Annotated in this window: 10 protein-coding genes; all 10 read left to right on the top strand. The window is 49.5% G+C overall.

Annotated elements, in window-relative coordinates:
- On the top strand, positions 1-536 hold a 536-nt coding region (locus ACU8YC_RS24200), incomplete at its 5' end, for a hypothetical protein (protein ID WP_446895860.1).
- 60 nt (positions 537-596) lie between these two features.
- Entirely contained in the window at positions 597-917 is a 321-nt protein-coding gene (locus tag ACU8YC_RS24205; RefSeq protein ID WP_446895861.1) for a PapB/FocB family fimbrial expression transcriptional regulator, read from the top strand.
- Positions 918-1,537: 620 nt separating this feature from the next.
- Complete coding sequence (locus ACU8YC_RS24210; RefSeq protein WP_446895862.1) at positions 1,538-2,053, top strand: fimbrial protein; 516 nt, start codon at positions 1,538-1,540, stop codon at positions 2,051-2,053.
- A 163-nt stretch (positions 2,054-2,216) separates the two neighbouring features.
- A complete protein-coding gene (locus tag ACU8YC_RS24215; RefSeq protein WP_446895863.1) occupies positions 2,217-2,732 on the top strand; it encodes a fimbrial protein in 516 nt (171 codons plus the stop codon).
- Between the two features lie 136 nt (positions 2,733-2,868).
- Complete coding sequence (gene pefC, locus ACU8YC_RS24220) at positions 2,869-5,364, top strand: PefC/AfrB family outer membrane usher protein (RefSeq protein ID WP_446895864.1); 2,496 nt, start codon at positions 2,869-2,871, stop codon at positions 5,362-5,364.
- A 64-nt stretch (positions 5,365-5,428) separates the two neighbouring features.
- Positions 5,429-6,052 (top strand): fimbrial chaperone, encoded by a 624-nt coding sequence (locus ACU8YC_RS24225; RefSeq protein WP_446895869.1) that lies wholly within the window; start codon positions 5,429-5,431, stop codon positions 6,050-6,052.
- The gene (locus ACU8YC_RS24230; protein ID WP_446895865.1) at positions 6,039-6,569 is read left to right on the top strand and encodes a fimbrial protein; all 531 of its coding nucleotides are present in this window, start codon (positions 6,039-6,041) and stop codon (positions 6,567-6,569) included. Before ACU8YC_RS24225 ends, ACU8YC_RS24230 begins: the two co-directional genes overlap by 14 nt.
- Positions 6,570-8,035: 1,466 nt before the next feature.
- Positions 8,036-9,175 carry a hypothetical protein gene (locus ACU8YC_RS24235; protein WP_446895866.1) on the top strand — a complete coding sequence of 380 codons (1,140 nt, stop codon included), beginning with the start codon at positions 8,036-8,038 and terminating at the stop codon, positions 9,173-9,175.
- A gap of 312 nt (positions 9,176-9,487) precedes the next feature.
- A complete protein-coding gene (locus tag ACU8YC_RS24240; RefSeq protein ID WP_446895867.1) occupies positions 9,488-10,501 on the top strand; it encodes a hypothetical protein in 1,014 nt (337 codons plus the stop codon).
- Positions 10,502-10,655: 154 nt separating this feature from the next.
- Positions 10,656-11,759, top strand: coding sequence for a hypothetical protein (locus ACU8YC_RS24245; protein ID WP_446895868.1), 1,104 nt, complete (start codon positions 10,656-10,658; stop codon positions 11,757-11,759).
- Positions 11,760-12,382: the final 623 nt, after the last annotated feature.

Below are 12,382 nucleotides of genomic sequence, written 5' to 3' on the forward strand. Positions count from 1 at the left end.
GACCACAGTGTCTGATACTGGATGTGGTCGCCCGTAATCACGTGGGACTGCTTTACAACCTGAGACGATGTAACCGGAACGCGCACTTTGTCATTATTCAGAACAGTGTTCGTCTTTCTGATAAAGCCGTGGCGAATTACATCGGGCGAACGCTGTTTGTCGAAAGTGCCGGTTTATTGCCTGACACATTACGGCAATACCTGAAAAAGGGAATAATGCAGACGCATTTTTTCGCGGCGCCGCACAGACATTTTTTGCATGAATCAGAGGGGGCTGTGCCGGCAATGGAAACAGTATTAACGGATGTTGAAGAATGTCTTTACCGGCTGCTTGCAAAAAAAGTTCGTTCAACCCGGTTATGTCATGAGGCCAGACAATGGTTTGCCGGTGGAGAGAAAGTCAGTGTTCTGGCAGTAAAGGCACAGACTGACAAAAGAAAAATGTATCAGCGACGGGCGGCGCTGTGTCACGTTCTGAAAACCCGCGCCCGGGAGTTGCCTTTATCGTTAACGGTGGCATGGGGGGCGGGCTTTTAAAGATGAGGGCTTTCGGAAATGCCTGCCTGAATAAACAAGTATACGGCAGAGGGTGACAATATGCGGGTTTCTTTATCTGATTATCAGAAGCCGGGTATTTTAATACCCGGGAAAGTTGATAAGAAATATTTTTTCAGTCTGGTTGACGTCTGCGACATCAGCAACCCCAGAATGGTCTGCGCGCTGGAGCAGGTTCTGGTGTTTGGTAAAACCCGCCGGGAAGCCTGTGGTCAGTTCGGCGTCACAGCCAGCTATTTTTCAATAAAAATAAGGCAGTTGCAGAGTGTGAGTGTTCTGCTTCAGCAAATGTTTCCGTGTGCCAGCCATCAGGGAGGGTGTCCGTTGCACTTCCGGGAAGAGAAGTGCGAGTGTTCTCTTTAATATAATGCAGTCAGATTTCTGTCGCAGGAAAATATAACAATAACTATCCGAACGTGCCTTTGAACGGAGGTTCTTACTCCGTCATTCTTTTGGATGTTCTGCCCCGGCCGTGCCGGTGTTGTACTGAATAAAGACAGTCTGGAACAGGTTGTCTGATATATAACATTGTTTGCGATAAATATTATCCGGTGCAGGGGGTGTTTATCAGAAATGGGTTTCTGTCATTTTTATTATTCGGGTGAGTGAACATCGGAAGGGCGGTAGCGTGGGAAAAGATAAAACACCATAACATGAGCAGTATAAAAATTTTCTGTTCATTTTTTTTAGTGGGGTGATTTTTTAAATACAGGTGTGTAGCTTTTTTGATTCGTATGTTAACAAAGTAAAAATAAAAGTATTAAAGATATCAGCCCCGGTTTGCTGGTCGATGTGTTTATTTTTTTTTACGGCAAACTCGGGATGGTCTTTTATTACCGCTTTGGGGTGGTAAAAGGGTCCGGAGGGATTTACGGACGGGTGGGAGCATCACCATCAAAGGAATAGCACGTGGTGCTAATTAAAAATTATGTTAATTAAAAAATCGGAGTACCGGTACCGGTACGGTTAAAAAGGATTAAAAAATGAAGAAAAATTTACTGGCAGTTTCAGCTCTGGCTCTGGCCGTCATGTCCGGCTCTGCAATGGCGGCCAACGGCGAAGTTCAGTTCCTGGGCGTGGTGACTGATGTGACCTGTGACCTGACACCGGAAACAGGTGGAGCGGTGAACAACCTGGTGCAGCTGGGTACGGTGGCAAAAGGTGGGACCGGTACGGCGGTGAATTTCACCCTGAAGGCGGACGGAACTCAGGCAGGCTGTCAGAACCTGACCGGTAACGCCACTATTGGCTGGGCGGGTCCGTTCAGCACCACGGGGCTGAAGGCGCAGTCAGGTCTGGCTACCGATGCATGGACGAAGATTTCGACCGTGAACGCTGTCACCACCGCGGTTCAGGATATCACCAGCGGCAAGCTGTCCACTGAGTTTGATGCTACCAAACTGACCACTGACGGTGCGCAGTTCAAGGCTGAGCTGCACGGTGGTGCCATTGCGGGTGACTACCAGTCCGCAGCGGCATTTGTTGTTGCTTACAACTAAGTTGTGCCGGGGCTGACATCGGGTCCCAGACTCTGCCGGCGATATCCGGCAGAGTCTCATAATGTTAACCGTGCGTCAGATTTTTCTTTTGCGGGTGTCGCTGTCGCTTTGGGGTGCCCTGAAGGCGAGTCAATATGAAAACAACATTAAAAAGGATTTAAAAATGAAGAAATATTTACTGGCAGTTTCAGCTTTGGCTCTGGCTGTCATGTCCGGTTCTGCGATGGCGGCCAGCGGCGAAGTTCAGTTCCTGGGCGTGGTGACTGATGTGACCTGTGACCTGAAGCCGGAAGTGGGCGGGGCGGTGAACAACCTGGTGCAGCTGGGTACGGCGTCAACAGGTGGGGCCGGTAATGAGGTGGGTTTCACCCTGAAGGCGGACGGAACTCAGGCAGGCTGTCAGAACCTGACCGGTAACGTCACTATTGGCTGGTCGGGTCCGTTCGACGCCAACGGTCTGAAAGCGCAGTCAGGTCTGGCTAGCGACGCGTGGACGAGAATTTACGCCGTGAACGCTGTCACCACCCCGCTTCAGGACATCAACAGCGGCACGCTGTCCACTGATTTTGATGCCACCAAACTGACCACCGACGGTGCGCAATTCAATGCTTACCTGAATGGTGGTGGCATTGTGGGTGACTACCAGTCCGCAGCAGCATTTGTTGTTGCCTACAACTAAGTTCTGCCGGGCTTGGCATTCCCCCCCCTGGATTCTGTCGGAGATACCAGTCAGAGTCTCATAGTGTTAACCGTGCGTCAGATTATCCTTTTGCGGATGTCGCTGTCGCTTTGGATTGCCCCGAAGGCAGGTCAGTATGAAAACAACATTAAAACAGCCTGCGTTATCGCTTCTGGCGCTGAGTGTTTATTCTTCTCTGGGATATGCCACGGAAATCAACACGGCATTCATGCAGGGAACAACCGAAGTCCCTTCGGTGCTGAAGGATGGCGTGAAATATCCCGCAGGTCAGTATTTTGTCGACGTGATGCTCAACGGCTCCCGGACCGGGCGTATGTCACTGACGGTCAGCCCCGAGGATGAAAAATCCGGTCAGCTCTGCCTGAGTCCCGAGTGGCTGCAGAATGCCGGCATATTCTTCCTGTCTGAGCCCTATGAACAGACCTTTGATAAGGTCCGGGGCTGTTATGCCCTGGGGCGCAAGGAGAGCACGCGCCTGAATATGGATATGGGTGCCCAGACGTTAGACTTTGTCATTCCCCAGGCCTGGATGCCGGAGAAAAATGATGCGTCCCGGTGGGACTACGGGATTAATGGTCTGCGTCTGAAGTATAACGGTAACTTCAATAAAAACGTACAGAGCGGCAGCAGTGGGTACGGTTATAACGATGACAGCCTCAACGCTTACGGGAACTTTAATGCCAGCCTGAACCTGGGGCGCTGGATTTTATCCAGTGACATGACCGGGGCACGTAATGCCTGGGGCAGTGAATTCACCACCAATAACCTGACCCTGTCCACTGCCATCAGCCAGATTAAGGGTGACCTGTTACTGGGCCGTTCCCAGACTCGGACTGAACTGTTTTCCGACTTCGGATTTTACGGTGCGGCCGTGCGCTCCAACAGTAACATGCGCTCCTGGCAGACGAGGGGGTATGCGCCCCTGATTACCGGGGTGGCGTCTTCCACCTCCCGCATCACGGTGTCGCAGGGTGGCTATACCATTTATTCCCGTGTCGTTCCGCCGGGACCGTACCGTCTGGATGATATCTCGTCGACCAGTAATGGGAACCTGGTGGTGACCGTCGAGGATAACAGCGGACACAAGAGCGTGACCGAATACCCGGTGGCCACTCTGCCGTCACTGCTGCGTCCGGGAGATTATCAGTACAACGTCGCCGTCGGGCAGCGCAACGACACCAACAGACTGGAGGATGCGTTCTCCTCCGGCAACGGCACGTTTGCGCTGGCCAGCTTCGACTGGGGTCTGCCGACAACCACCCTCAATATGGCCACCATCCTGCATAACCGCTATCAGGCCGCCGGTCTCGGGCTGACCCAGCCGCTGGGCGAGTGGGGGGCATTTTCTGCCGGTGTGAATGGCTCCCGGGCGCAGTATGACGACGGAAGTCAGCGTGAGGGTGTGAGTGCCACGGTGAAATATGCCAAGAGCTTCACCAACAACACCGATATCCAGCTGCTGACCTACCGTTACCAGAGTCCGGGCTACACCGAGTTTGCCAGCTGGCGCCCGGATGAGCGTTACCGCTGTAACGGGTATGAGTTTGATAATCAGGGGCGGGATGAGCAGTACCGCTACCAGTACAACTACACCTGTTTCACCGGCAGGGAAAAGGCCCGGTATGAGGCCCGACTGAGCCACCGGATGGACAACGCTTACCTGAGCGGTTCCTTCTGGCAGCAGACCTACTGGGGAGACCAGCGGGATGCGTTCGGGGCCAGCCTGTCGGCCAGCACCACCGTCATGAACGGCATCTCCGTTTATCTGAGCGGCAACTGGTCGCGCAGCGCGTGGTCCACCCGGGACGATTACTCCGGCTCGCTGGGGGTGAGTATTCCGTTCACGCTGGGCGGGGTACGGCACTACAGCAGCAATACGGTGGGGTACAGCCGCTACAACGGGACGTCATTTAACACCAGTACTTCCGCGACCCTCAGTGACCGTCTGAACTACAGCGTTAACGCCGGGACCGATGAGAGAAATAACAGTAACGCCGGGGCCTCGGTCAGTTATGCCTTTGACCGTATCCAGACCAACATGGCGGTGTCGCAGAGCCGGGAGACCACCACGCTGTCCGGCAACCTGTCCGGGTCCGCCATTGCCACGGCACAGACCGGGCTGCTGCTGACGAAAGAGTCGTCTGACACGGTGGCGGTGCTGCGGATTAAGGACACTCCGGGGGTGACCTTTAACGGCTCCCTGCCGACCAACAGCGGCGGAAACACGGTGGTGTACCTGACGGGCTATAACCCGACCACCATCAGTATCAATCCGGAGAATGTGCCGGACGGGGCAGAGCTGCTGAACACGTCCTATGACGTGGTCCCGACGGAGAAGGCCATCATTTACCGGGAGTTTGGTTTCCAGAACGTGCAGCGCTATATCCTGCGGGTCCGTGATGCGCAGGGCAATATTTTAACCGGCGGCAGTGCGACCACAGAGCAGGGGCTGGATGCCGGGTTTATCACCAACAACGGGGTGCTGCTGATGAACCTGCTGGCCGCCCCGCAAAAAATCACCATCAGTCAGAGTAACGGCATGCAGTGCAGCTTTGCGGCCGCCGGGCTTAAGGCTGATGTCCGTTCAGTTCAGGAGATACGTTGTGAATAAGAAGAGAGCATTACTGACCACCACGCTGGCCGCGCTGCTGGCCACCACTCTGGCCACGCCGGCGATGGCCGCCTTTGTGCTGAACGGGACCCGCTTCATTTATGAGGAGGGGAAGAAAAATATTTCGCTGGAAGTGACCAATAACGCGAAGGACACCTACGGCGGCCAGATATGGATAGACAACATCTCACAGAACCCGTCTGACGTGTTTATGGTGCCGTCCCCGCCGGTATTTAAGGTGGACGCGGGTAAAAAGCAGATAATCCGCCTGATGAACGTGAACCCGGCCCTGCCGGCAGACCGGGAGTCAATGTTCCGGATTAACGCCCAGGAGCTGCCGCCAAAGCCGGCTCAGACCGAGGGGAGCGTGCTGGCGATAGCAATGAACACGCAGGTGAAGCTGATTTACCGGCCGAAGGCGCTGACGGAAGGGCGTAAGGACGCGGAGAAGAAGCTGACCACGGCAGACAAAGGCACGACCTGGCTGAAGAACCCGACGCCGTATTACTTTGCGGTGACGGGGCTGAAGGTGAACGGGAAGACCGTGACCATCCCGAAGGATAAAACTGCGGGTCTGGCGATGCTGGCGCCGTTCAGTGAGGCGGATACCGGGCTGAGTGCCGGAGGAAAGGTGACAGTGCTGGCGATTAACGACTGGGGCGGGGTTCAGGATTATGAGATTCAGTAAACATGTACTGGTGATGCTGATATCGTCCCTGCCGCTGCTGGTTGCGGGGATACATAACGCACATGCCGCCACCAATGTGGCGACTGCGACCGTGACACTGAAGGCGACCTTTACGTCGCCGCCGTGCACGCTGACGGTGCCGGACCAGGTGTTTCTGGGAAGTATTTTGCCGGGGACAAAGCAGTACAGCCCGTTCAGTGTGGAGATAGCCTGCCCGACAGCAACAGATACGGCGCTGTATGCGGAGGTGGTGTCCGGCAGTCTGACGGCAGGCAGCACAACCCGGGTGGACATGACGGGGCCTGTAAATACCGGCACGCCGGCGCAGTTGTGGCTGACGTCTGCGGATGGCAGTACCGTGTACCTTGACGGGAGTGGAAAGGACAATAAAGCCCAGCGGTTCTGCAGTGGAAATAATAACCGGAGCTGCGTGCTGACGCCTTACACACTGGTGGACGCCACCACACCCCGGGGTCAGACCACGGCGACCCTGCGGCTCAGCGTGGTTTATCCTTAACACATCAGATGCTGAGTTTCAGATTTATTGCTGAAGCTGGAATGAAGACTTACAAGTCGTTGTGCCCTGACATGTACGGACTGGAGTAAATACGAAACTATGAGACTTTGGGATTCACAAATTGTGATTTATTGAGCAGCCCATCGTAGCTGGGTGGTCGAAAGTGGAAATCCTTATGCAGGTATAACTGTCATTACAAACAATGGTTAACATGAGTAGCTAAAATGACTTTTATTCTTGAATAAAATAATAAAATTTTGGATTAACTTGTGAATTCGTCAGTTTTCATTAGGAATGAATATCTATGAATAAGCTGTTGAACTATATAATCTGTTCTTTCGTATTTGTGTGTAGCATAACCACCGCAAAAGCACTTACAGTGATGTGTTCCCCCAATCCGTTCAGAGACGATTTTGTCTTGGAATCGGTCGATTTTACACGCAAGACGCAGGTTGGCGACACGTTGTCTATTATACTAAATCCCCCCGCCTTTACTTCTCCCAACGCTGACGCACTAACGCGAGCGGTCCTTGATGCACTTCCACGATCGCTGAATTATGGTTTATTCTGGCGTCTAGGCGAACGCGACATACGTGGCTCAGGGAATAAAACTACCTGTGCACGATTTTCTACTGGTGGAGTATTTTCAATTGAAAATAGCTGCTATAGTTACGCTGGATACTTACCAACCGGGACGACTAGCGTAGGTGGAGTTGTAGCAACGTTAAAGTCACCTATTGGTAGCTCAGGTCGTATTTATACTGGTGAAAGTATCTTATTCGTGGTAAATACTGACGCTTTCTCCGTAAATATCCCTGACGACGAGAAATATACTCCTGTTACCTCAAATCTTACCGTAGATGTTACGCTATCATGGATAGCTAATGGACCTATAACGACTCCGGCAAACCCAGTAGGATCGCACTCTGTCAATCGCCAAATAAGCATGACCTGTACTACACAACCTGCGCCACTAACTATTTCAACCAGTGCTGATATCGTCTTTGGCAGAGTGCAGATAGGGAGCCCCTCTTCTATAACACGTGAGTTCAGTGTCAACATCACATCCGGAACTAACGTCCCTACAGGCACTATCACTTTCAGTTCGCCAGGGATGAAAAGTAACGGTAGGATTAACCTAAACGGAGGTGAAGTCAGTATCTGGAACACGGGGGAAACCATTGAGTATGCTATGGGGCAGGCTATACCCATAACTGCTCGTGACACCACATTTGTAGCAAATCTGAGCGCTGTAGGAGCAACTCCAGGCGAGGCGACTGAAAGTATGATAATTACAATGACGGTGAACTAATATCTGCTGACTTGTGATGCAGGGCAGAATGTTTATGATTTAAACAAAACTCATAACTTGTTTTTTATTGTTCAACCTTGTATTGAAACTTAAATACAAAAGAAGATAAAAGATAAAAGATAAAAGATAAAAGATAAAAGATAAAAGATAAAAGATGAATTTTAATCCATTTTGTAAAAAGATAGTTCGAAAGCATCAACTTCTGAAAGCTGGACTCCTGTTCACCCTGACCAGTACCTCCCAGTTACAGGCCGCAGGAGTGTTTCCGTACACCTGTACTACTGCTGGAACGCGTTTGATTGATGTCTGGCCGTCAAACCCAGGAACTGGTCCGGGGAATTCGGCAGGACTCGTGGTCTGGGGAGATAGCTATTCTCCCATGGATGACTCAAAAGTAACGTCAACACAGATGGTAGATGAAACAACACTTAACGCATACAAGGCTACTATTGGAAGTAATACATTTCTGAAGCGACATTATTACGTGGCATGTGGCCCGGGAAGTGTGGATGCTTATGAATATTTACCAAGTGACCTCGGTTTATTTGGTTCAGGACTCCCCCCCAGTTGGATAGGAACCAACCCAGCCCCGGGGTATGCAGTGCAAAATAATGGAGGAAACTTTAGCGTCGCCGGGCAGGCAACCACAAATCATAGGAATGCCATGCAGGTGATCTGTAAAAATCCAACTCCCGGTACTCTGTATGGGTGGATAATCCGCATGGAAGAGCAACTTGGCTACTCTGCATTCTGGTCGGGGATTACTTCTACTATACTTAATTTCAGTACCCCTAATGAATACCTTGCCAATACCATCAGATTTACCTATTCACCCAGAAGTATCATTGGATTGTCTCTACTTGAAAATAATTTTGGCTACGGAGCAACTTGGGGGGACCAGATTTTTATGTCTGCCGCACCGCTGACTGTCACCTGTACCCGAAGTGCCACTCCCCTCACACTGACGCTTGAGCCAAAAGACATTAATTTTGGTTCGCTCCTGCTGGGCAGTAACACGCCCGTCACTCACCCCCTGAGGTGGAGTGCTACAGGTACCGGACAGGCGGGAGTCTGGACACTCACTTTTGAACCTGAGGCGACGGACTCGTCTGGGAAATACATCAGTCTGGGAGGGGCAAAAGTCTCTGTTCTTGATGGGGGGAATCTGGTGGCCCTCAATGAACCTGTAACTATCAGCGGTACATCTGGGAATTATACGCTTTCACTGGATCCCGGTAATGCTAATCCTGGCCCTCAGGCTGTCAATCTTAATATTATCCTGACGGCTAACTGAGCTGTTACTGAGGTCTGCTGAGACCAGCAATAAATGCGAGCTGTATTCCTTGCACTATGGATTTAGAAAATAATAAGGGGAAAGAGTATTTCATTTGAGAACGGCTTGGATTATGCCTCATTGCAGAAGGGGTAGGCACTGGACTGACCCCGCCCCTGAGCAATTTGAGATTGTGCTGGATTACAGTATAGCAATTCTGTCATCTGATTTTTTTATTTTCCTTTTTGAGATGTTTTTCGGGGTAACTGGTTTTCTGTTAATTCAGAGTATTTATAAAAGTATTAACTGAAAATGGACTAAGGAATAAAACCAATGAAAAAAAAGTGTCTTATTTTTGTCTGCTCTCTGATGTTTTCTCCATCATTACTGGCAAGGTATTATACATGTACAATGCCTGAGACAGGTGTAACTACCCTTTGGGTAAATGACCATCTGGTCCGGCAGGGGCTGATTGTTGACTTGTGGGCTGGCTATCCTAAATATGTCTGGACACAGGTACGTGACACTACCTTTGGAAATGCCGACACTATTCTGGCACAGTTTACTGCGGCTCCTCCAGAACTTCAGCGCGGTAATTCATTGCTGGTTCAGTTTAACAAACCTAGCACAAATACTGTTTCTTTTCGTACCCTGGAGTGTGACACGCGAATCGGTTCATGCGCCCTAAAGACTGGCGCTGTCGGAGGCGGGTCGGAATTTGGCGAGTTTACCTCCCCTGGGTACAACAATCGAATATATATATCCCCGGTGAATTCACCTGAATTTCTCAATGTCATCGGTTTCGATACTCTGTACAGGCAGACATTTCATATGAATTTTGACGTGGCTGATATACCCGAGCATGCTACGCACAGCTTTACCATCGAGGGGCGTATCAGTGAGGTGTTTGTCGGCAATACTAGTACGTTATTGCCGTTGCCCGGCGGAGATTTATGGCGACCTGTCACTGGAGTTTTTTCAGCTCAGTGCAGTGCGGATGGTATTCCTGTTACTATCAGTGTCAATCCTGAGATTGATTTTGGATCAGTAAGCCTAGGGCAAAAAAATGCATCGACCAGGCCTTTGACACTGACGGTGACCTCCGGCTCACAGGTACCACCGGCGACGGTGAAATTTCTCAGCCCGAATGCGACCACAGAGAAAAAGATAGAACTGGGAGGCGGGATAGTCAGTATCTTCCGTGACTCTGATGGCCTGGATGTAAAGACCGACGAAGAATTTGCACTGGACAGCAGAAATATGTCTTTCACACTGCATCTTGATTCAACTGATGCGGCGGCGGGTCCGGCGACAGCAATAATGAATGTAGAGGTAACCGTTAAGTAAAGTGGACAATGGAACTATATCATTAAAAACGAAAGAAACTAATCAATATTTAATATTTAATATTTAATTGAAATTTAATTTAATTTAATTTTTTAGCAATGTCTTCACGATATATAGATAATGACAACATTCTGATTAAGAATAGTATATAAGTATGGAAAAGAAAAAAATTATAACCAATATTCTTGTATCTTGTATTTTGCCATACACATCAGGTTTTAGTATCGCTGCCCAGTTGATGGAGCATAGCTGCAGTGTGCAGGGGGGCGGTTCTGTGACCCCAGTGTTTCAAATTTCAAATGGAGCTATATCCTTTCCCAGGGATTCTGTTTTTTCTTTCAGTTCATGGGGATGGATGAGTGATGCCCCGGTTGTTATTGCTGATAGTCAACCGGTGATACCGGCAGATATCACTAATATGATAAATTCAGTATCAGCAGCTGTGTCGGGAGTCTGGCGTGCATCAATATTTGTCACATACCCTACTAACTATGTTTATGGCGAGGGAGATACCCCACTGGGTACATCTCCGGTCACATCTCCATTGCGTAATTTTAACCATAATGGTGTGACCAGAGATCTCGCTTTAACAGGGACACAAACATATGGTAATTATTTCACACTTACTAATACCTATAAAACAAGCTACAGTCTTTTACTAAACTATGTAAATGCGTTAAAACTGACTTTTAGCAAAGGTTCTAATTACGATTCCCCTGTTAGTGAGGGTAGTGTTATGCTCCCTGTTTATAATGAATACAGTGACAGGAATATCACATTCCGGTTCGGTAATCTGCGGGCCGTCCTTGGGCCCGGGGCGGAGAGTCAACCTGGCTTCCTTTCTGCGTCAGCGCAGAGTCAGCAAACTGTCGTCGGCTCACCAAATTATATTGATATTAAATGTTCACGTACCGCCACTCCCCTGGTATTGACACTCGGAGCGAACACTATTGATTTCGGAATCCTCCAGCTAAATGGTATTCCAGTTACTCGGCTTCTGACTTGGAGTGCAACTGGAAGTGGTAATGCCCGTATCTGGACACTGACTTTTGATAGCAATACCGTCGAAGGGGATGCAATTTTGTTAGGGGGGGCAAAGGTATTCATTCTTAACATGGATGGTAAAATTGTTTCTTTAGGTACCCCCGTTGACATACATGGCATTACAGGAGGTTATAAATTCTCTATGGAAGCAAAGAATGCCTTACCAGGTGGTCCTTATATTGCGAACGTTAATATCACGCTGAGTGCGAAATAAATTTTGAATCGCTACGGGTTTTAACAGATACTTTAGATTTATTTAAGATGACTTAAAGAGAAGTGCTCAATAATAGTATGCATTATCCTGATAATTTTGAAATTTAAACAGTCGAGCATGTTGTTGACCGAGGCCTTTCTGTTTCTGGTGTTGCAACAGGTCTCAATATCACTACACATCCCATACTGCATTTAAAGGACAATATTTAAGAAGCGCAGGCGGAAGTCCGTCGTGATATTTTGATTACATAATGATATTGCTATAATAGTAAACGTCGACATGCTTCGAGTGTTCGGATGCCGCCGACAGAATATGAAAACAAATATTATCAATGGTTCGAAAATATCTAGAATATCCGTAGCGATTCATTTACTACTTTTGTGTTCTATGTGATATCAACCCTTATTTATTGTTGTGATGACAGAATCGTCTTCTCTTGCAGGACTATTCATACTGTATGTTTATGGTGTGTTTCTGCTATCGATTTAGTTGCTGAAGGGCGAGGCTGACCTGCCGGCCGGGACTGCCCGCCATGAACTGGTGCAGTACACCGTGAGTGTGGAAAAAGAGTAAGACGATAACCCGATGCCACAGGAAAGGCCCGGCGGGCATCATGCCCGGCC

Source organism: Citrobacter sp. VF227 (assembly GCF_052950715.1).

Excerpts from the sequence above, each read along its gene's own strand:
- ACU8YC_RS24205 (WP_446895861.1), top strand. The coding sequence starts at position 597 with ATGCGGGTTTCTTTATCTGATTATCAGAAGCCGGGTATTTTAATACCC.
- ACU8YC_RS24230 (WP_446895865.1), top strand. The coding sequence starts at position 6,039 with ATGAGATTCAGTAAACATGTACTGGTGATGCTGATATCGTCCCTGCCG.
- ACU8YC_RS24210 (WP_446895862.1), top strand. The coding sequence starts at position 1,538 with ATGAAGAAAAATTTACTGGCAGTTTCAGCTCTGGCTCTGGCCGTCATG.
- pefC (WP_446895864.1), top strand. The coding sequence starts at position 2,869 with ATGAAAACAACATTAAAACAGCCTGCGTTATCGCTTCTGGCGCTGAGT.
- ACU8YC_RS24245 (WP_446895868.1), top strand. The coding sequence starts at position 10,656 with ATGGAAAAGAAAAAAATTATAACCAATATTCTTGTATCTTGTATTTTG.
- ACU8YC_RS24240 (WP_446895867.1), top strand. The coding sequence starts at position 9,488 with ATGAAAAAAAAGTGTCTTATTTTTGTCTGCTCTCTGATGTTTTCTCCA.
- ACU8YC_RS24235 (WP_446895866.1), top strand. The coding sequence starts at position 8,036 with ATGAATTTTAATCCATTTTGTAAAAAGATAGTTCGAAAGCATCAACTT.
- ACU8YC_RS24215 (WP_446895863.1), top strand. The coding sequence starts at position 2,217 with ATGAAGAAATATTTACTGGCAGTTTCAGCTTTGGCTCTGGCTGTCATG.
- ACU8YC_RS24225 (WP_446895869.1), top strand. The coding sequence starts at position 5,429 with ATGGCCGCCTTTGTGCTGAACGGGACCCGCTTCATTTATGAGGAGGGG.